14 protein-coding genes and 2 tRNA genes are annotated in these 19,627 nt (G+C 61.7%); 8 read left to right on the forward strand and 8 right to left on the reverse strand.

Going from position 1 to position 19,627, the window contains the following annotated elements; translation table 11 throughout:
• Nucleotides 1-204 precede the first annotated feature (204 nt).
• Complete coding sequence (locus tag ACZZ0Q_RS05390; RefSeq protein WP_463539829.1) at nucleotides 205-2,091, forward strand: potassium transporter Kup; 1,887 nt, start codon at nucleotides 205-207, stop codon at nucleotides 2,089-2,091.
• 85 nt (nucleotides 2,092-2,176) lie between these two features.
• Here ACZZ0Q_RS05390 and ACZZ0Q_RS05395 read toward each other — a convergent pair whose 3' ends face one another.
• From ACZZ0Q_RS05395 to ACZZ0Q_RS05415, 5 genes are all read right to left on the reverse strand, one after another.
• Nucleotides 2,177-2,725, reverse strand: a complete 549-nt coding sequence (locus tag ACZZ0Q_RS05395) for a cytochrome b (RefSeq protein WP_463539828.1) — start codon at nucleotides 2,723-2,725, stop codon at nucleotides 2,177-2,179.
• 107 nt (nucleotides 2,726-2,832) lie between these two features.
• The gene (locus ACZZ0Q_RS05400) at nucleotides 2,833-4,095 is read right to left on the reverse strand and encodes a virulence factor family protein (protein ID WP_463560345.1); all 1,263 of its coding nucleotides are present in this window, start codon (nucleotides 4,093-4,095) and stop codon (nucleotides 2,833-2,835) included.
• Nucleotides 4,095-6,731 carry a bifunctional lysylphosphatidylglycerol flippase/synthetase MprF gene (gene mprF, locus ACZZ0Q_RS05405; protein ID WP_463539827.1) on the reverse strand — a complete coding sequence of 879 codons (2,637 nt, stop codon included), beginning with the start codon at nucleotides 6,729-6,731 and terminating at the stop codon, nucleotides 4,095-4,097. Before mprF ends, ACZZ0Q_RS05400 begins: the two co-directional genes overlap by 1 nt.
• A 345-nt stretch (nucleotides 6,732-7,076) precedes the next feature.
• Nucleotides 7,077-7,153, reverse strand: a tRNA-Met gene (locus ACZZ0Q_RS05410).
• Nucleotides 7,154-7,281: 128 nt separating this feature from the next.
• A tRNA-Met gene (locus ACZZ0Q_RS05415) sits at nucleotides 7,282-7,358 on the reverse strand.
• Nucleotides 7,359-7,495: 137 nt separating this feature from the next.
• Between ACZZ0Q_RS05415 and dinB the strand changes: the two genes are divergently transcribed.
• Nucleotides 7,496-8,551 carry a DNA polymerase IV gene (gene dinB / locus ACZZ0Q_RS05420; protein WP_463539826.1) on the forward strand — a complete coding sequence of 352 codons (1,056 nt, stop codon included), beginning with the start codon at nucleotides 7,496-7,498 and terminating at the stop codon, nucleotides 8,549-8,551.
• A 369-nt stretch (nucleotides 8,552-8,920) separates the two neighbouring features.
• On the opposite strand, the gene ACZZ0Q_RS05425 is transcribed toward dinB, so the two are convergent.
• The 3 genes from ACZZ0Q_RS05425 to ACZZ0Q_RS05435 form a co-directional block, all read right to left on the reverse strand.
• On the reverse strand, nucleotides 8,921-9,325 hold the full coding sequence (locus ACZZ0Q_RS05425; protein WP_463539825.1) for an META domain-containing protein: 405 nt from the start codon (nucleotides 9,323-9,325) through the stop codon (nucleotides 8,921-8,923).
• A 9-nt stretch (nucleotides 9,326-9,334) separates the two neighbouring features.
• Nucleotides 9,335-9,778, reverse strand: coding sequence for a hypothetical protein (locus ACZZ0Q_RS05430; RefSeq protein WP_122494033.1), 444 nt, complete (start codon nucleotides 9,776-9,778; stop codon nucleotides 9,335-9,337).
• 85 nt (nucleotides 9,779-9,863) lie between these two features.
• Nucleotides 9,864-12,623 (reverse strand): response regulator, encoded by a 2,760-nt coding sequence (locus tag ACZZ0Q_RS05435; RefSeq protein ID WP_463560347.1) that lies wholly within the window; start codon nucleotides 12,621-12,623, stop codon nucleotides 9,864-9,866.
• 243 nt (nucleotides 12,624-12,866) lie between these two features.
• On the opposite strand from ACZZ0Q_RS05435, the gene cysM reads away from it, so the two are divergent.
• From cysM to ACZZ0Q_RS05465, 6 genes are all read left to right on the forward strand, one after another.
• Complete coding sequence (gene cysM / locus ACZZ0Q_RS05440; protein ID WP_463539824.1) at nucleotides 12,867-13,775, forward strand: cysteine synthase CysM; 909 nt, start codon at nucleotides 12,867-12,869, stop codon at nucleotides 13,773-13,775.
• Nucleotides 13,775-15,127, forward strand: a complete 1,353-nt coding sequence (gene rlmD, locus ACZZ0Q_RS05445; protein WP_463539823.1) for a 23S rRNA (uracil(1939)-C(5))-methyltransferase RlmD — start codon at nucleotides 13,775-13,777, stop codon at nucleotides 15,125-15,127. Before cysM ends, rlmD begins: the two co-directional genes overlap by 1 nt.
• A 77-nt stretch (nucleotides 15,128-15,204) precedes the next feature.
• Nucleotides 15,205-17,448, forward strand: coding sequence for a GTP diphosphokinase (gene relA, locus ACZZ0Q_RS05450; protein ID WP_463539822.1), 2,244 nt, complete (start codon nucleotides 15,205-15,207; stop codon nucleotides 17,446-17,448).
• A gap of 135 nt (nucleotides 17,449-17,583) precedes the next feature.
• Complete coding sequence (gene mazG, locus ACZZ0Q_RS05455) at nucleotides 17,584-18,423, forward strand: nucleoside triphosphate pyrophosphohydrolase (RefSeq protein ID WP_463539821.1); 840 nt, start codon at nucleotides 17,584-17,586, stop codon at nucleotides 18,421-18,423.
• A 93-nt stretch (nucleotides 18,424-18,516) separates the two neighbouring features.
• Nucleotides 18,517-19,056: a DUF2058 domain-containing protein gene (locus tag ACZZ0Q_RS05460; RefSeq protein ID WP_463539820.1), complete on the forward strand. Its 540-nt coding sequence runs from the start codon at nucleotides 18,517-18,519 to the stop codon at nucleotides 19,054-19,056.
• Nucleotides 19,057-19,179: 123 nt separating this feature from the next.
• Nucleotides 19,180-19,602, forward strand: coding sequence for a DUF1810 domain-containing protein (locus ACZZ0Q_RS05465; protein ID WP_463539819.1), 423 nt, complete (start codon nucleotides 19,180-19,182; stop codon nucleotides 19,600-19,602).
• Nucleotides 19,603-19,627: the final 25 nt, after the last annotated feature.

A 19,627-nucleotide genomic window follows, 5' to 3' on the forward strand; every position in this document is an offset into this window, starting at 1 on the left:
GGCCTCAGCTATGCTCTGGGCGGGCGCTGCGCGGGCAGACGCGCTTGAATTGCTTGGGGTAACGGTCGTTCATTTATAGAAAAGCTGCGTTTGTTTGTTCGGGTTTGCCGGCTCAGCCAGCGTAAACAGGTGCTCTGCACGCTGATATTCAGGTATAAAGCCGCCCAGTTTCAGGTGCACACGATTCATTCAGGAGCTTAGTGCATGTCCAAAGCGCAGTCCGCGCCCGGTAAGTCCTCGACCGTCAGCTTGATGGTCGCCGCCGTCGGTGTGGTGTTTGGCGATATCGGTACCAGTCCGCTGTACACCCTTAAAGAAGTGTTCAGCCCGCACTATGGCGTGCAGGCCAACCACGACGGCGTGCTTGGCATCTTGTCGCTGATCTTCTGGTCGCTGTTCTGGGTGGTGTCGCTCAAGTACGTGCTCTTTATGCTGCGCGCCGACAATCAGGGAGAGGGCGGGGTCATGGCCCTGACCGCATTGGCCCGTCGCGCGGCCAACGATTATCCGAAACTGCGCAATGTGCTGGTACTGCTCGGCCTGTTCGGCGCGGCGCTGTTCTACGGCGACAGCATGATCACGCCGGCCATCTCGGTGCTCTCGGCCGTAGAAGGCTTGGAACTGGCGTTCGACGGCATCGACCATTGGGTCGTGCCGTTGTCGCTGGTGGTGCTGGTGGCGTTGTTTCTGATTCAAAAGCACGGCACCGCGCGCATCGGCATTCTATTCGGCCCGGTGATGCTCACCTGGTTCAGTGCGCTCAGCGTGCTGGGCATCTACGGCATCATGCAAAGCCCCGAAGTGCTGCATGCACTGAACCCGTATTGGGCGGTTAACTTCTTTATTTCCCACCCCGGCATTGGCATCACCATTCTCGGTGCGGTGGTGCTGTCGCTGACCGGCGCCGAGGCGCTGTATGCCGACATGGGCCACTTCGGCCGCAAGCCGATTGCCCGCGCCTGGTTTGTGCTGGTGCTGCCGGGCTTGGCGCTGAACTACTTTGGCCAAGGCGCCTTGCTGCTGCAAAACCCTGAAGCGGCGCGCAACCCATTCTATTTGCTGGCGCCGAGCTGGGCGCTGTTGCCGATGATTCTGCTCTCGACCTTCGCCACCATCATTGCCTCGCAGGCGGTGATTTCCGGGGCGTTTTCCCTGACGCGTCAGGCCATTCAATTGGGCTACGTGCCGCGCATGTTTATTCAGCACACCTCCAGTCACGAGCAGGGCCAGATCTACATCGGCGCGGTGAACTGGACGTTGATGGTGGGCGTGGTGTTGCTGGTGCTGGGCTTCGAATCGTCCAGCGCCCTGGCTGCCGCGTATGGCGTGGCGGTGACGGGCACCATGTTGATCGACACGTTGCTGGTGTCGGCGGTGGTGCTGCTGCTGTGGCGTTGGTCGCCGTGGGTGTCGGTGCCGATGCTGCTGGCGTTCTTTCTGGTCGATAGCCTGTTCTTCGCCGCCAACCTGCCCAAGGTGCTGCAAGGCGGCGCCTTCCCGGTGGTTGCCGGTAGCGCATTGTTTATTCTGATGACCACCTGGAAGCGCGGTCGCCAATTGCTCGTGGATCGCCTCGACGAGAGCGCCATCCCGCTGCCGCTGTTTATCAGCAGTATTCGCGTGCAACCGCCGCATCGCGTGCAAGGCACCGCCGTATTCCTCACCGCCCGCGCCGACGCGGTACCGCACGCGCTGTTGCATAACCTGCTGCACAACCAGGTGCTGCACGAAACGGTGGTGTTGCTGACGGTGATGAACGAAGACGAGCCGCGAGTCGCTAACGAGCGACGTTTTGAAGTGGATGCCTTCGGCGAAGGCTTCTACCGCGTGGTGTTGCATTTTGGCTTTATGGACGAAACCGACGTGCCTGGCGCGCTCGGCCTGTGTCACCTCGAAGGGCTGGACTTCAGCCCAATGCGCACCACGTACTTCCTCAGCCGCGAAACCATTATTTCCACCAAGCTGGTGGGCATGGCGCGCTGGCGGGAAATGCTGTTTGCCTTCCTGCTGAAGAACGCCAACGGCAACTTGCGCTTCTTCAACTTGCCGCTGAATCGGGTGATCGAGCTGGGAACGCAGGTCGAGATTTAACCTCGTGTAAAAGACGTTGGGCTTCCCTCATCAGCCCAATCTACGATTTTGTAGGTTGGGCTGATGAGGGAAGCCCAAGTCGTTTTCAGCGCCGGCTCGGCAACATGCGCCGCAGCGTGTTATCGCGAATCACGTAGTGATGCGCCAGGCCAGCCACGGCGTGCAGGCCTATCAGCCAGTACCCCACCGAACCGCCTAACTCGTGCCATTCCTTGATCTGCTTGGCCAGGTCGGGGTTCTTGTCCACCAACGGCGGCAGCTCAAGCCCGAAGAACGGCACCGGCTTGCCGGCCGCGCTGAGAATCAGCCAGCCCGCGAAGGGCAGCCCGATCATTAGCAGGTAAAGCGCCGCGTGCACGAGTTTGGCGGCGAGCATTTGCCAGGTCGGTGGCGCCGGCGCGATCAGCGGGGTAGGGCTGATCAGGCGCAGCAGCAAGCGCAGCCACACCAGCAGGAACACGCTCAGGCCGAGCATGAAGTGAAACTGCTTCATCAGGTCGCGTTCCACGCTGTCTTTGGGAAAGATCCCGCGCAGTTCGATGCAGGCGTAAACCGCCGCCAGCAGAAGTACCATCAACCAATGCAGAGCGATATTGGCGCTGCCGTAGCGCGCTTCGGTGTTTTTCCAACTCATCAGGTTTTCCTTTTCGATAAAAAGCCCGCTCTGCGGCGGGCTGAAAAGAGACCTTAGCATTTTGCCGGCCTCTGTCTGTGAAGCCGGCGTTACGAAAAACCGAAAGGTTACGGCGCGGGGCGTTTTTCGATGTCTTTGATCAGGCGTGCAGCGAGGGCTGGGTAGTCTTCGTCGAAGTGGTGGCCGCCGGGCAATTCCAGGCGCTCGCCGACGGTGGTGCTTTCGGTGCAGCCACTTTCGTTGGCTTCGTCTTTGCCATACACGCACAACACTTTGGCCGCCGGCAGTTTCGCTACTTCCGGGCCCGTGGCGGCTTCTTTGCCGGCCGTGCCGAGCCAGCCTTGCACTTCGATTTCAAAGCTGCCGCTGCGTGCCAGGGCGATCAGTTGAATGGCCCGCACTTGTTGCTGCTGCGCGGCTGGCAGGCGGTTGTAGATGGCGGGCAGCACGTCGGCGCCGAACGAATAGCCGATCAGCACGAAGTTTTTCGCCCCCCACTTTTCCCGGTACAGCTTCATCAGCTTGGCCAGGTCGGCGGCGCTTTGTTCCGGGCTTTTGTGCTGCCAGTAGTAGCGCAGAGCATCAACGCCCACGACCGGGTAATTGCGCTTGGCCATTTCTTCGGCGACGTCGCGGTCCAGGTCGCGCCAGCCGCCATCGCCCGAGTAGAACAAGCTGACGGTGTCGGAGGCTTTGTCGGCGTCGATGGCCGGCACTTCTACCACCGGCATGGCATCGCTCTCGCCTTGCAGCAGGTTGCGCAGCTCTTTATCCAGCACTTGCGGCAACGTGGTGTCGTAGTCGCTGATGCTGGTGACGCCGTTGGTTTGCTCGCGGGCGAAGGCGGCGCTGGGGTCGTCGGGGTTGTCGTTCCAGGCAGCCACCCAGCGGCCGTGGGGCGCTTTTGGCGGTTGTGGGCAGTCGGGTTTTTCGATGGAGAAATCCACCGACAAGGCTTTGGCCTGGTCGCTGGTTTGTCCGGCCAGCCAGTTCCACGCCAGGGTGGCGCCTGGGCCAATACCGGCCACCAGTGTCGCGGGGCCGTTGAGCTGGGCCAGGCTTTCTGCCAGGCGTTTTTGTTGCATCGCGCAGTCGGTACCCTCGAGGGTGAACTGCACCAGTTGCGCCTGGCTGTCGCGGGCCAAAGCCAGCAATTGCGCGTCGGTGAGCTGCATGTCGGGCGGCACGCCGATTGCCACCTGGGCCTTGGCCGCCGTGGCTGGCACTGCCTTCGACAACGCGCTGCCGTCGCTCAATTGCAGATGTTCCACCGTCGGCGCGCCACCGCGACTTTTGTACAACAGCGCGGCGACGGCCACCGCGGTTATCAGCAGTGCGACCAACAGCGGTCGCCAATAGCGTCGAGTCATTAGCGTTTCACCAATCCTGTCAGTCCGCCGGCAATCAGCGCGGCGGTGTCGGCCAAGGCCACCAGTGGGTCGAGGCCGGCCGGTACGGCCATGTAGCGCGGCTCCCAGTCGGGCTGGAATTTGTCTTTGAAGCGGCGCAGGCCCTGGAAGTTATACAACTGCTCGCCACGGCGAAACACCATGGCGCCCAGGCGTTGCGTCAGCGGCGCGCCGCGTCGTGGTTGCAGGCCCGACAACGGCACCATGCCCAGGCTGAAGCGGCTGTAGCCGGCCTGCTTGTAATGCAGGATCAGGCCGAGCATCAGAAATTCCATGGTCAGCTTCGGCGCCTCGGGGTGGGCGCGCATCAGGTCCAGGCTGGCGAGTTCCGTGCTGTGGGTTTCCAGAAGGTTGGCGAATGCCACCGCGCGGCCTTCGAAGCGAATCACCGCGATGCGGAAGTGCTTGAGGTACGACTCGGTAAAGCGACCCAGGGAGAAACCTTTCTCCCGCACATTCTTGCCTTCCACCCACGCTGCTGAAATGGCTTGCAGCTCGTCCATTGGCGCGGCGCCGGCTTCGAAGATTTCCAGCGACAGACCGTCGCGCCCGCCACGGTTCCAGGTGTAGCGCAGGTCTTTCATCTCTTTGCCTTTGGCTTCAAGATCAAAGGCCGGCAGATCAACGCGGGCCTCTTCGCCGAGCTTCAGCGCGGTCAGGCCGATGTCCATGTAGAACGGCAGGTTCTCGGCACGCACTTGGTAGAACACCGGGCGCGCATGGTGCAGGTCGCAAAGGTCGCGGAATTGCCAGATCAACTCAGCACGCTGTTGCGCCGGGCCGATGGGGTCGTACAGCGCAATCATGCTGCGGCCACGGCGGGCGTACATCAGGAAGGCGTCGTTGTCTTTGTGGAACAGCAGCGCTTTGTCGCCGGTCAGGGCCAGGCCGCCATCGGGTTGGTCGGAGGCGCGCAGGATGCGGGCGGCGTTGTCGAGGTCGGCTTCATCGGGCAGACGAATTTCCGGTGGCTCGGTGCGCAGCAGCCAGGTCAGCACCACGATCACCAACAACAAAGCACTGCCCAATGCCGAGCGCAGCGCACGCGGGGCGCCGGCGTCGAGCGCGAACTGCCACCACAACTCGTGGTTGTACGGCACGTCCTGGTAGGCGAAGAACATCAGCCAGATCGAGGCACCGAGCACACACAGAGCGGCCACCAGGTACACCGAGGAAAACGGCAGTTCCAACAGGCGGCTAGGGCGATAGAACGAGCGGCGGAAAACGGCGAGCAGGCTGGCGGTGAGAATCAGCAGGCTGGCCTCTTCCCAATCGAAGCCCTTCATCAGCGACAGCAAGGCGCCGACCAGCAACAACACCATGGTCAGCACCCAGGCTGCCGACAAGCGTCGACGCAAACCTTGAGCCAGCAACAGACAGAGCACGCCGATCAGGCTGGCGCCCAGGTGCGAGGCGTCGATCAGGCGGTGGGGAATTAGAAAACCGAGATCTTCGATGCGTGAGTCGATGGCCGGGGTGGCGCCGGAAAACAGCAGCACCATGCCGGAGATAAACACCAGCAGTGCCAGCACCGGCGCGGCCAGGCCTGAGGCGACGCGTACCGCCTGGTGCTTGACGATCAGTCGGTAGGCTTCGTTGAACAGCAGCAGCAGACACGCCACCAGCAACGGCAGTACCACGTAAATCAGGCGGTACAGCAACAACGCGGCGGCCAGCGGCGCGCTGCCAAGTTGGTCGGCGAAGGCGGCCAGCAACACCGCTTCGAACACGCCGACACCGCCTGGTACGTGGCTGAGTACGCCGGCAGCCAGGGCCAACAAGTAGATAAGCAAGAACGCGCCGAAGGGCGGCGCCTCGGGCAGCAGCAGGTACAACACGGTGGCGGCTGCGGCGACGTCCAGTGCGGTGATGACCAACTGCAACGCCGCCAATCGCCAGCCCGGCAGGCGCAGGGTTCGTCGGCCCAACTGAATCAGCACGTTATGGGGGAATGGTTGTTCAGGCAGGCGACGGCGCTTGATCGCCATTAGCAGTGCGCCACAGCCCAGCAGAATGGCCACGGCAATCGCAGCCAATACGCTAGCCGGCAGGCGCAGGGCGCTGGCGGCGGCGGGCAGGTCGCTGAGGGTGGCAAGCGCGGCGAGTACGGGCAGGGCGCAACCCAGCGACAAGCTGGCAAACAGCGTCATGCGTGCGACTTCACCAGGGCCAAGGCCATGACGCGCGTAAAGGCGGTAGCGCACCGAACCGCCCGACAGCATCGACAGGCCCACCGCGTTGCCAATGGCAAAGGCGTTGAAACCACCAAACGCCAGCGCCGGCAACGGCAGGTTCACATTGGCGAAGCGGCTGGCAGACCATTCGTAGCCGAGCAGAATGACAAAACCCACGGCGGTGGCCGCCAGCGCACCGAGCAAGGCGCTGGTGGGAACATGCAGCACCGATTCGCGCAGGGAATCGGGATCCAGGTCGTTGACCAAATGGCGGCAGGCGATCAGCGCAATGGTAAATAACAGCAGCGTAACGGCCAGGCCGAGGGGCTGGCGATACGTGCTCAGGCGCTCCATCCACTGCAAGCGTGACGGATGAACGTCGGACGCTGGCGGGTGTTGCGCGTCGGGAGGGTTAGCGCGCATGCGGCACCTCAACAGTGCAATGGGTGGCCGATAGGCGAGCGAGACAGAATGGGGCGGCGCAGGTGGGTCGCGAAGCGCGGTGCGGTCCTGGATAAAGCATGCATGACTCCCTATGGCGAACGAGCCCGGCAATGATCAGCTGCGTGGCGGCGCGGAGCAACCGGTTTGCACTTCCGTCGGCGCTTGTTTCGCAGGAGAGCAGGCGGGCGAGGTTCACGGCCGACGGCAACCCTTCTTTCTATATAGAAGAAACCGACGCCTGATGACGGCGGAGCAGGCAAGGCAGGGTTTTCCAAACGCCAGAAACACAAAAGGCCACTTGTTTCCAAGTGGCCTTTAAATGTTTGGTTGCGGGAGCCGGATTTGAACCGACGACCTTCGGGTTATGAGCCCGACGAGCTACCAGACTGCTCCATCCCGCGCCGGCAATTCTACAGTTCGAGGCGTTTGTGTCAACCGTTAATTTCTTTTTTATCAAAGAGTTATGCGCCAACAAAAACGCCAGGCAACAAAAAAGGGCCACTTAGTGATAAGTGGCCCTTTATATATCTGGTTGCGGGAGCCGGATTTGAACCGACGACCTTCGGGTTATGAGCCCGACGAGCTACCAGACTGCTCCATCCCGCGCCGCACATTCTACAGTCGAAGTCTTGGCTGTCAACCTTTAATCTTGAAAAACTGTTGTTTGTTCAGATGCTTAGCGCAGCCGCGATGCTACACTGCGCCTTCCCAGCCCATGCCAGACGGGGCTTACCGGACTTTTCGTGCGCAAGATTATCCACGTGGATTGTGACTGTTTTTACGCAGCCATCGAGATGCGCGATGACCCGCGTCTGGCCAACAGACCCATCGCCGTGGGCGGTTCGGCGGATCGTCGTGGGGTTATCGCCACCTGCAACTACGAAGCGCGTGCATATGGCGTTCGCTCGGCGATGTCGTCGCGCCATGCGCTCAAGCTGTGCCCCGACCTGCTAATCGTGCGGCCGCGTATGGACGTATATAAGGAAGCGTCCCGCGAGATTCAGGGGATCTTCCGCGAGTACACCGACATCATCGAGCCGTTGTCGCTGGATGAAGCCTACCTGGATGTATCCGATTGCCCGCATTTCGCCGGCAGCGCCACGCGTATCGCCCAAGATATTCGTCGGCGGGTTTCCCTGCAGGTGCATATCACCGTCTCGGCCGGCGTCGCGCCAAACAAGTTCCTGGCCAAAATCGCCAGCGACTGGCGCAAACCCAACGGCCTGTTTGTGATTACCCCGGACGAGGTGGAAGGGTTTGTCGCCGTGCTGCCTGTGAGCAAACTGCACGGCGTGGGCAAGGTGACCGCCGATAAGATGCTGCGCCTGGGCATTGAAACCTGCGCGCAGCTACGCGAGTGGAGCAAGGTGGAACTGGCGCGCGAATTCGGCAGCTTTGGCGAGCGCCTGTGGAACCTGGCGCGCGGCATCGATGAGCGTCAGGTGCAGGTAGACCACCGCCGCCAAACCATGAGTGTCGAGACCACCTACGACAAGGACCTGCCCGATCTGGAAGCTTGCCTTGAACGCTTGCCAGGACTGCTGGACGAGCTGGACCGCCGCATGCAGCGCCTCGACGACAGCTACCGGCCAGACAAACCCCTGGTGAAACTGAAATTCCACGACTTTACCCAGACCACGCTGGAACAGGCCGGTGCCGGGCGGGATTTGGACAGTTACCGGAAATTGCTCAGCAGCGCGTTTGAGCGCGGGGGCAAGCCGGTGCGGTTGATTGGGGTGGGGGTGCGGTTGATTGATTTGCGGCGGGTGAGTGAGCAGTTGGAGTTGTTTGAGCGGTGAGTGGGGGCTTGCTGATTGACTCGTTACTTGGAGGACTCGGAATCCGGATTCGCCTGGCGAGCACCGCTACTTGAAACATACTGGATCCCGAATCGTCGGACCGCCGCATTCGCGGGGATGACGGTGTGGGTTCCAGCAGATGGTCATCCTCGCGCTCAAGCCGTACGGCGCTTATACAACACGCACCGTCATCCTCGCGAACGCGGGGATCCAGAGTCGTCCGTCGAGCACAGTTACCTAAAACATACTGGATCCCGAATCGTCGGACCGCCGCATTCGCGAGGATGACGGTGGGTGTTCAGTACTCTCTGTCATTCTCAGATGGGTGGTCACGGTGACGGTAAAGCAATCATCTCCCCCCCCCAACCCTCAATACTCCGCCGCCCACAACCGAATCGGTTTCCCCTGCGCTGGCCACAGCTGCAGCTGGTCAATTGCCGAAATATCCCAACGCTCAACGGCACTCAATGCATCCAGAAAGCGTTGCTCCTGCTCCATCAGCGCCGGGGCGCACATTTTTCGGGTGCTGCCGGCCTGGCTGAAGCTGATTTGCTGACCCTTGAGGCTGTATGCCGCGAACCAATGGTTGCAGCCGGCGCTGCCGTAAGCGCGGCCGTCGGCGCCTAGGGTGAGCGTTAGGTGGCTGTTGTCTATCAGCGGACGCTCACCGATCCATTCCACTTGGTAGGCGCTGTCCTGTTGCAGTTGCGGGGTGTTGCTGGCGCAGCCCAGCAAGCTGAGGGCGAGCGCGCCGAGGGCGAGGGGTGCTTTCATGACGGGTCCTTATTGCGGCTGGTCCTTGGTTTGGCACGCCGGGCACAGGTGGCGTCCGTCGCGGTTTTGCCAGTGCAGTTCGGCGATTCGGGCTTCGGCAGCCGGCGCATGGGCCTTCTTGCCAAGCGCCGCATCCACGGCAAATTCAAAGTCCAGCTGCTTGTCGCAGCTGTCGCATTTCACGTGCCAGTTGAGGATAGACAATTCGGTAAACACCGGACCCTGCGCAACGGCGACCCACTGGCCGGTCGGGTTGATCAGGTGGCGAACCTTGTCGACGTTAAGGCGCATGCTCAAGTCGCGGCTGCCTTTGAGGGTGACCAGCAGCACGTCGCCGCTTTTTACCGAGCCGCCATTGCCGGTGACCTGGTAGCGGCCGGGCACCAGGGCGCGGCATTCGATCAGGGTGTGTTCAGGGTTGAGCAGGTTGTAGCGAAAGTCGTGTTCGGCCATGGCGCAGGTTCAATTCGTTCAGAAAAACAAGGGCGGCATGGTAGCACGCGCCTTGCCGGCTGCCGGCCTGCAGCGGGCCGGCACGTCAGACGGCATGTGCAGTTTCCGCCAGGCGGAGCATTGCCGCGTCCAGTTCATCGAGTGCCTCGCGGTACGCCGGGTCAGCTTGTTTGAGCAGCGTTTCGGTGCGTTGGCAGATGGCGCGCAATTGCGGCACACCGCAGTAACGGGTGGCGCCATGCAGGCGATGGACGCGTTCGATCAGTGCGCCGCGATCGTCACTGTCACGCGCCTGGCGGATGGTTTCCCGGTCGCCCTCAAGCGAGGCCAGCAGCATCGCCAGCATGTCCGCCGCCAAGTCAGGTTTGCCAGCAGCCAGGCGTAAGCCTTCTTCTTCATCGAGAACCTTGTGCTGCGGCTGGGACTGGAGCGGCGCTGTTTCCGTTGCGCGCTCGCTGCCTTGGTTGCGCAAACCCAGGCCGGTCCACTTCAGCACCACTTGGGCCAATTGCCGCTCGCTGATGGGCTTGGTCAGGTAGTCGTCCATGCCGCCCTGGAGTAGCGCACGTTTTTCGTTGGCCAAGGCATGAGCGGTAAGGGCGATGATGGGCGTGGGCACGGCTTCCTGCTCGGCTTCCCAATGGCGGATTTCTTCGGTGGCCTGGCGCCCGTCCATGCCGGGCATTTGCACGTCCATGAAGATCAGGTCGAAGGACTTGTGCTTGACCACATCGACCGCCGCGTAGCCGCTGTCCACTGCGGTGACGTCGGCACCCATGTCGCTGAGCAAGGTGTACACCAGCTTTAGGTTGGCGGGGTTGTCGTCTACGCACAGCAGCTTTGGAGGCCGGCTGGTGGCGGCCGGCGCGGGTGGCTCGCTGGGTTGATGGCGCGGACCGAGCAGCTCGATCAGCGCGCGTTGCATTTTGCGCGTGCACGCCGGTTTGGCCTGTAGCTGGCTGTGCGCGTCGGGCAGCGACTCGTGATACAGCGCCTGCTCGGTCGTAGGGCAGAGCACCAGGCTCTTGCAACCGATGCGTTCCAGGTCCCACACGCGCTGGCTCAACTGCTCCGGCGGCAACTCCTGGGTGGTCACGCCCAGTACCGCCAGGCTGATGGCGCTGTCGGTGTACTGCTGCGCGCTGACTGCGCTGAGCAAGCTGTCCAGGTGTTGATGGTGAACCACCACCAGACCGCAATCTTCCAGTTGATGCTGCAACGCTTGGCGCGCCAGCGAGTGCTGTTCAACCACGGCCACGGTGCGACCCAGCAGCGGCGCTTGAGGTTGATCTTCGGCATCTTCCCGCGCCTTGGGTAACGTCAGGCTGACCCAAAATTCCGAACCTTCCCCCGGCGTGCTGGCCACGCCAATCTCGCCGCCCATCTGTTCGATCAGTCGTTTGGAAATCACCAGGCCCAAACCCGTACCGCCGGCTTGGCGCGACAGCGAGTTGTCGGCCTGACTGAATGCCTGGAACAGCGCACGCAGGTCTTCATCCGATAAACCGATGCCCGTGTCCTGCACGCTGATGCGCAGCTGCGCCCGCTCGCCGCTGTCTTCCTCGACCATGGCGCGGATGGCGATGGTGCCGTCGCGGGTGAATTTGATGGCGTTGCTCACCAGGTTGGTGAGCACCTGCTTGAGCCGCTGCGGGTCGCCGATCAGCGAGATGGGCGTGTCGCGATAGACCAGGCTCACCAGCTCCAGCCCCTTGGCATGTGCCGTGGGAGCGAGAATGGTGAGGGCGTCTTGCAGGACGTCGCGCAGGTTGAAGGGGATGTTCTCCAGCACCAGCTTGCCGGCCTCGATTTTCGAGAAGTCGAGAATCTCGTTAATGATGCCTAACAGGCTGTCGGCGGACTTCTCGATGGTGCCCAGATAGTCTTGCTGGCGCGGCGTCAGCTCGCTTTTTTGCAGCAGGTTGGTGAAGCCGAGAATGCCGTTGAGCGGGGTGCGAATTTCGTGGCTCATGTTGGCCAGAAATTCGGATTTAATGCGGCTCGCTTCCAGTGCTTCCTTACGGGCGAAGTCAAGTTCGATGTTCTGGATTTCGATGGTTTCCAGGTTCTGGCGCACGTCTTCGGTGGCTTGGTCGATGCTGTGTTGCAGTTCTTCCTGAGCGTTTTGCAGCGTCTCGGCCATGCGATTGATGCCCGAGGCAAGTTCGTCCATCTCGTGGCTGCCCAACGGCGGCAGGCGCGTTTCCAGTCGGCCTTCTTTCAGCAACGCCACGCCTTGTTTGATGCGCCGCAGCGGGTCGTTGATCGAGCGGCTCATCTGCACCGCCAGCAGCGCCGTGACGCCAAGGCCGGTGATGATTAACAGCAGGCTGGCGAACAAACTGCGGTAGCCGCGCAGCAAGGTGCCGTGGTGGGAAAGCTCCAGCTCGACCCAGCCGAGCAAACGGTCCGGATCGTCAGCCACCGGGTCGCCCGACAAGCTGCGATGGCGGCCGAATACTGGCAGCAGAAAGCGCGTGGCGTCATTGCCGCTGCGCAGCTGCAGCACGCGGTTATCGCCGTCGGGCATCGGGTTGAGCATGCTCGGGCCAGCGTTGGCCAGGCGCGAATGGTCTTCGCCGAGGAAGTGCACCGAGCGCACGTCAGGTTGCTCTAGCACCTCGTTCGCGATGCGCTCCAGCAGGGCCGCATCGCTGCGCGCCAGGGCCGGCGCGGCAATGGGCGCCAACTGCTCGATGGTCATTTGTCCACGTTGTAGCAACTGCGCCTGCAAGTCAGACAATTGCATCCAGGTGAAATAGCCGCCCAACACCAATGCCAACAAACTGGTGGGAAGCAGAGTGAGCAGCAGCACGCGGCCCTTGATACTGAGATCCTTGAACACACCGCCCTCGCTGAAAATACTGGCTCCAAGCCCCGTTCCGCAGTGTAGCGTCTGGGCTTTGTTCGTAACGTTTGAATTTTACTCAAACTGCCGCAGCTTGCGGCGGCGCCTGCGCGGATGCACGGGGTGTTTGCTTACCGAACGGCGCACACGCCCAAGCGACCTTTCGCGGACGATCAGGAGGTTGCGCAGGCAATTTCTCGCTATCATGTCGCCCCCGCTGGAACGGATCGGACCGCTTTCATGACTACCCCTGTTACCTACCCAACGATCGCCGACACCGTCGGCAACACCCCACTGGTGCGCTTGCAGCGCCTGCCGGGCAACACCAGCAATACGTTATTGGTGAAGTTGGAAGGCAATAACCCCGCCGGTTCGGTAAAAGACCGTCCGGCCTTGTCGATGATTACCCGCGCCGAACTCAGTGGCGCGGTGAAGCCTGGCGATACGCTGATCGAAGCCACTTCCGGCAACACCGGCATCGCCCTGGCCATGGTCGCGGCGATCAAGGGCTACCGCATGATTCTGATCATGCCGGACAACATGAGCGCCGAGCGCAAAGCGGCCATGACCGCTTACGGTGCCGAGCTGATCATTGTCAGCAAAGAGGACGGCATGGAAGGCGCACGAGACCTGGCCGAGCGCATGCAAGCCGAAGGCAAAGGCATCGTGCTGGATCAGTTCGCCAACGGCGACAACCCGATTGCGCACTACACCGGCACCGGTCCGGAAATTTGGCGGCAGACCCAGGGCACGATCACCCATTTCGTCAGCTCCATGGGCACCACCGGCACCATCATGGGCACCTCTCGGTATTTGAAAGAGCAGAACCCGGCGATTCAGATTGTCGGTCTGCAACCCATGGAAGGCTCGGCGATTCCCGGCATCCGCCGGTGGCCGCAAGAGTACTTGCCGAAGATTTACCAAGCCGAACGCGTGGACCGCATCATCGACATGCTCCAGCGCGAAGCCGAAGACACCATGCGCCGCCTGGCGCGCGAAGAAGGCATTTTCTGCGGCGTGTCGTCGGGCGGCTCGGTGGCAGCGGCGTTGCGTTTGTCGCAAGAAGTGGAGAACGCCACCATCGTCGCGATCATCTGCGACCGCGGCGACCGTTACCTGTCCACCGGCGTCTACGATGACCCACGCTAATGGCTAAGAAACCGGCGGGGCTGCGCTTTCAACCCAGCGGCGGCACGCGTGCGGTACAGATTCCGGTTGGCAAGAAACAGCGCCTGGAGATTGAGCGCCTGGCCAACGACGGCCGTGGTATCAGCTTTTTCGAGAACCGCACCTGGTTTGTTGCGGGCGCCTTGCCGGGCGAGCAGGTGGAAGCGCGGGTGCTTGCCGCCCGCAGCCAAATTGTGGATGCCCGCGCGGAACGCATACTTGTTGCGGCGCCATCCCGTCGCGCCGAGCCGTGCCAGCACGCGAGGGTTTGCGGCGGTTGCAGCCTGCAACACATGCCCCACGAACAACAGTTGCTGTTGAAGCAACAACAGTTGACCGAGCAATTGAGCCGCATCGCCGGCGTGCAGCCTGAAGAGTGGGCGCCGCCGCTGGTTGGCCCCGAGTTCGGCTACCGCCGCCGTGCGCGTATCGCCGTGCGCTGGGACGCCAAAGCCAAGCGCCTGGACGTGGGTTTCCGCGCCGCCGCCAGCCAAGACATCATCGCCATCAGCGAATGCCCGGTGCTGGTACAGCCCTTGCAGACCATCGTGCAGGTGTTACCGCAGGTATTGCGCGGGTTGTCCAAGCCGCAGGCGCTGGGCCACGTCGAGTTGTTCAGCGGAACGGCCAGCGCCGTTTTGGTGCGCCACACCGCCGCGCTGCCTGAGGCCGATGTGGCCTCGTTGCAAGCGTTCTGTGCCGAGTATGACGCGCAGCTGTGGCTGCACGGTGTAGACGATCCGCAACCTTTGGATACTACGTTGGCACTGGGGTACCGCTTGGCTCAGTGGGATTTGCAGCTAGCCTATCGCCCCGGTGATTTTGTGCAGGTGAACGCGCCGGTTAACGAGGCAATGATCGCCCAGGCGCTAGACTGGTTAGCACCACAAGCCCATGAACGGGTGCTGGATTTGTTTTGCGGCCTGGGCAATTTCAGTCTGCCGCTGGCCCGACAGGCGCAGGAAGTGGTCGCGGTGGAAGGCGTGCAAGTGATGGTGGATAGGGCGGCGAGCAATGCCTTGGCCAATGGTCTGAGCAACGCGCACTTTTACCAGGCCGACTTGTCGAACTCGCTTGCCGGCGCCACCTGGGCCGCTCAAGGTTTTTCCGCAGTACTGCTAGACCCCCCGCGAGACGGCGCATTGCAGGCCGTCGAGGGCATGGCGAAATTGGGCGCCAAGCGCGTGCTGTACGTGTCTTGCAACCCCGCCACGCTGGCCCGTGACGCGGCGGTATTGGTGCAACAGGGTTACCGGCTAAAACGTGCCGCAATCCTCGATATGTTTCCGCAGACGGCGCATGTCGAGGCGATGGCGTTATTTGTGGCGGACTAGGATGTTCGCGTAACCGACTGGCCCGCAGAGGTCAGCGTATTCGGCGCGTTTACTGCGCGTCGTAGGGAAGGTAAACGATGGTACAGGTTAGAGCGCAGCAACCGATCAACACGGATGGCAGCATCAACCTAGAGGCCTGGCTCGATTACGTGCTAAGCGTCGACCCGGCGCTGGATCGAGAGGCCCTGCGAGCCGCGTGCGAGTTCGCTCGCGAAGCCGAGCAGCAAGCTAACGCGGCCCAGAACCTGTGGACCGAAGGCACGTCCAGCTTTCGCACGGGCCTGGAAATCGCCGAAATTCTCGCCGACCTCAAACTCGACCAGGACTCCCTGGTGGCCGCCGTTGTGTACCGCGGCGTGCGAGAGGGCCAAATTCCCCTGGCCAACGTGCAGCAGCGCTGCGGTGCGGTGGTCGCCAAGCTGATCGAAGGCGTGCTGCGCATGGCCGCCATCAGCGCCAGCCTCAACCCGCGTGAATCGCTGGTGCTGGGCACTCAGGTGCAAGTCGACAACCTGCGCAAAATGCTCGTGGCCATGGTTGATGACGTGCGCGTGCCGCTGATCAAGCTGGCCGAACGGACCTGCGCCATCCGCGCCATCAAAAACGGCGACGACGAAAAGCGCCAGCGCGTGGCCCGCGAAGTGTTCGATATTTACGCGCCGCTAGCCCACAGGCTCGGTATCGGTCATATCAAATGGGAGCTGGAAGACCTGTCTTTCCGCTACCTCGAGCCCGAACAGTACAAACAGATCGCCACGTTGCTGCATGAGCGGCGGCTAGACCGCGAGCGCTTTATCACCGACGTAATGGCCCAGCTCAAAGACGAACTGGCCGCCACTGGCGTGCAGGCTGACATCAGCGGCCGAGCGAAACACATCTATTCCATCTGGCGCAAAATGCAGCGCAAAGGGCTGGCCTTCAGCCAGATCTACGACGTGCGAGCGCTGCGCGTGCTGGTGCCGGAAATGCGCGATTGCTACACCGCGCTCGGCATCGTCCATACCCTGTGGCGGCACATTCCCAAGGAGTTTGACGATTACATCGCCAACCCTAAGGAAAACGGCTACCGCTCGTTGCACACCGCGGTAATCGGTCCGGAAGGCAAGGTGCTGGAAGTGCAAATTCGCACCCACGCCATGCATGAAGAAGCCGAACTCGGCGTATGCGCGCATTGGCGCTACAAGGGCACCGACGTTAAATCCGGCTCCAATCACTACGAAGAGAAAATTTCCTGGCTGCGCCAAGTGCTGGAATGGCACGAAGAGCTGGGCGATATCGGCGGGCTGGCCGAACAGCTGCGCGTGGACATCGAGCCGGACCGCGTTTACGTATTCACCCCTGACGGCCACGCCATCGACCTGCCCAAAGGCTCCACGCCGTTGGACTTCGCCTACCGCGTGCACACCGAGATTGGCCACAACTGCCGGGGCGCGAAAATCAACGGGCGCATCGTGCCGCTCAACTACAGCCTGCAAACCGGCGAGCAGGTGGAAATCATCACCAGCAAGCACGGCGTGCCGAGCCGCGACTGGCTGAACAGCAACCTCGGTTACGTCACCACCTCGCGGGCGCGCGCCAAGATTGTTCACTGGTTCAAGCTGCAAGACCGCGACCAGAACGTGGCCGCCGGTCGTTCCATGCTGGAGCGTGAATTGGCGCGTCTGGCGCTGCCTAGCGTCGACTTCGACAAAGTCGCGGACAAGGCCAACATGCGCACCGCCGACGACCTGTTCGCTGCGCTGGGCGCTGGCGACTTGCGCCTGGCACAAGTGGTCAACGCGGCGCAGCAATTGGTCGAACCAGAGCGTGGCAACGAACAACTGGAGCTGATTCCGCGCCGCCACACCGCCTTTAAACCGGGCAAGCGCGGCGACATTCAGATTCAGGGCGTCGGCAACCTGCTCACGCAAATGGCCGGCTGCTGCCAGCCGTTGCCGGGCGATGCCATCGTCGGCTATATCACCCTGGGCCGTGGCGTCAGCATTCACCGTCAAGACTGCGCCTCGGTGCTGCAACTGGGCGGCCGCGAACCCGAGCGCATCATTCAAGTGAGCTGGGGCCCGGTGCCGGTGCAAACCTACCCGGTGGACATCATCATTCGCGCCTACGACCGCTCGGGGCTGCTGCGCGACGTGTCGCAGGTGTTGCTCAACGAGAAGATCAACGTGCTCGCGGTTAACACCCGGTCCAACAAAGAAGACAACACGGCGGCGATGTCATTGACCATCGAGATTCCGGGGCTGGATGCGCTGGGCCGTTTGCTCGGTCGCATCTCGCAGTTGCCGAACATTATCGAAGTGCGCCGCCACCGAACCTCCTGACCTACTGCGCTCGGTCTGGCTTCGTTGAAGGCCTGCTGAAAAATGCTCATTGGCATAAGCCAACTCCGCTTTTTCCGCAGGCCTTCGCCTCGCCGGCCTTTCGCTCGCTACGCTCAGCTACCTGGGACGTTTTCTATGTACCAACTTCCTGACCTCCTGCACCTCATGGCCCGTCTGCGCGACCCGCAATACGGCTGCCCGTGGGACTTGCAACAGAACTACGCCAGCATCGTGCCGCACACCATCGAAGAAGCTTACGAAGTGGCCGACGCCATTGAGCGTGCCGACTTCGAGCATTTGCCGGGCGAGTTGGGCGATCTGCTTTTTCAGGTGGTGTATTACAGCCAACTGGCCAAGGAAGAAGGGCGCTTCGAGTTCGCTTCGGTGGTCGATGCCATCACCCGCAAGCTGGTGCGTCGCCATCCCCACGTGTTCCCCGACGGCGACCTCTATGGCGCCCCCGACATGGCTCGGCTAAGCGAAGCCGCCGTTAAGCAGCGTTGGGAGGAAATCAAAGCCCAGGAGCGCGCCGAGAAAGCGGCTGCCCCGGAGCAGCTGTCGTTGCTCGACGATGTGCCGACTACGCTGCCCTCGCTGTCGCGCGCCGCCAAACTGCAAAAGCGCGCGGCGCAGGTCGGCTTCGATTGGCCTGAAGCGCTGCCCGTTGTCGATAAAGTGCGTGAAGAACTCGACGAAGTCTTGGAAGCCATGAGCGCCAACGACAGCGAGGCGATGGCCGAGGAAATCGGCGATTTGCTGTTCGTGGTCGTCAACCTGGCGCGGCACCTGAAAGCCGACCCGGAAACCGCACTGCGCGCCGCCAATGCCAAGTTTGAGCGGCGTTTCCGTTTTATCGAGCAGGTGCTGCGCGAGCAGGGCCGCGATATTCAGGCGTGTAGCCTGGACGAGCTGGACGCCATCTGGGGCCAAGCCAAACGCGAAGAGCGCCAGGCGGGCATAGCCAGTTGCGGATAGTCAGTTAGGAGAGTCGGCCGGGTAGGTGTTCGCACCCGGCTTGTGGAAGAATACCGGCGTTTTTTACCGGTGCCCTTGAGAGAGTCATCAAGCATGAGCATGTCATTGCGTGACCAGTTGCTGAAAGCCGGCCTGGTCAACGAGAAGCAGGCCAAACAGGTCAGCAAGGAAAAGCAAAAGCAAAAGCGCCTCGAGCACAAAGGCCAGGTTGAGGTCGACGACTCGCAGCAGCGCGTTGCACTCGAAGCCAAGGCCGAGAAGATCGCCCGCGACCAGGAACTCAATCGTCAGCAGCAGGAAAAGGCGCAGAAGAAAGCCGAAGCCGCGCAGATCAAGCAATTGATCGAATCGAGCCGCCTGCCCAAGCTGACCACCGAGGACTACTACAACTTCGTTGACGATAAAAAGGTCAAGCGCCTCTGCGTCAACGCCCTGATGCGCAACAAGCTAAGCAGCGGCTCGCTGGCCATTGTTCAACATGGCGGCGGTTACGAAGTGATTCCCCGCGAAGCTGCTTTGAAAATTCAGGAACGCGACCCGCGCCGCATCGTGCAACTGAATGTGCAGACCGAAGAAGACGACGCTAACGATCCGTACGCGGCGTACAAGATTCCTGACGATCTGATGTGGTGATCTGATTCACCGGGTGGGGTGTACCGCACATCCGGTGATGCCGTTTGGCCATCAATTAAAGTTCGCACACTCTGGAAGGTGCCCGGTCCAACCCCCTAGACCGTCACCTCCGGAGCCCAGCCAATGGCCGATATCCACAACCTGCAACGCTTTGTCGACGCCCAAGCTTCCACCTACGATCAGGCCCTCGCCGAAATCCAGGCCGGACAGAAACGAAGTCATTGGATGTGGTTTATTTTCCCGCAGCTAAAAGGCCTGGGGCACAGCGCCAATTCCGAGTTCTACGGAATCTCCGGTCTCGATGAGGCCAACGCCTACATCACCCACCCCGTCCTCGGCCCCCGCCTGCATGCCTGCACCAACGCATTGCTGGCCTGGCCCGACCGCAGCGCTCGCGCCATTTTAGGTAGCCCCGACGACACCAAGTTGTGCTCCTGCATGACCCTGTTCGCCACGCTGACCCACGAGCCGAATATTTTCTCGCAAGTGCTTGAGCATTTTTTTGCCGGGCATGCAGATCCGTTGACGTTGGCGCGGGTGGGGTAGGCGTTGAAAAATCGTCTGCCGGCGT

This window comes from Pseudomonas sp. AC070 (assembly GCF_979258635.1).

Excerpts from the sequence above, each read along its gene's own strand:
- ACZZ0Q_RS05390 (WP_463539829.1), top strand. The coding sequence starts at position 205 with ATGTCCAAAGCGCAGTCCGCGCCCGGTAAGTCCTCGACCGTCAGCTTG.
- ACZZ0Q_RS05395 (WP_463539828.1), bottom strand. The coding sequence starts at position 2,725 with ATGAGTTGGAAAAACACCGAAGCGCGCTACGGCAGCGCCAATATCGCT.
- ACZZ0Q_RS05400 (WP_463560345.1), bottom strand. The coding sequence starts at position 4,095 with ATGACTCGACGCTATTGGCGACCGCTGTTGGTCGCACTGCTGATAACC.
- mprF (WP_463539827.1), bottom strand. The coding sequence starts at position 6,731 with ATGCGCGCTAACCCTCCCGACGCGCAACACCCGCCAGCGTCCGACGTT.
- ACZZ0Q_RS05425 (WP_463539825.1), bottom strand. The coding sequence starts at position 9,325 with ATGAAAGCACCCCTCGCCCTCGGCGCGCTCGCCCTCAGCTTGCTGGGC.
- ACZZ0Q_RS05430 (WP_122494033.1), bottom strand. The coding sequence starts at position 9,778 with ATGGCCGAACACGACTTTCGCTACAACCTGCTCAACCCTGAACACACC.
- cysM (WP_463539824.1), top strand. The coding sequence starts at position 12,867 with ATGACTACCCCTGTTACCTACCCAACGATCGCCGACACCGTCGGCAAC.
- rlmD (WP_463539823.1), top strand. The coding sequence starts at position 13,775 with ATGGCTAAGAAACCGGCGGGGCTGCGCTTTCAACCCAGCGGCGGCACG.
- relA (WP_463539822.1), top strand. The coding sequence starts at position 15,205 with ATGGTACAGGTTAGAGCGCAGCAACCGATCAACACGGATGGCAGCATC.
- mazG (WP_463539821.1), top strand. The coding sequence starts at position 17,584 with ATGTACCAACTTCCTGACCTCCTGCACCTCATGGCCCGTCTGCGCGAC.
- ACZZ0Q_RS05460 (WP_463539820.1), top strand. The coding sequence starts at position 18,517 with ATGAGCATGTCATTGCGTGACCAGTTGCTGAAAGCCGGCCTGGTCAAC.
- ACZZ0Q_RS05465 (WP_463539819.1), top strand. The coding sequence starts at position 19,180 with ATGGCCGATATCCACAACCTGCAACGCTTTGTCGACGCCCAAGCTTCC.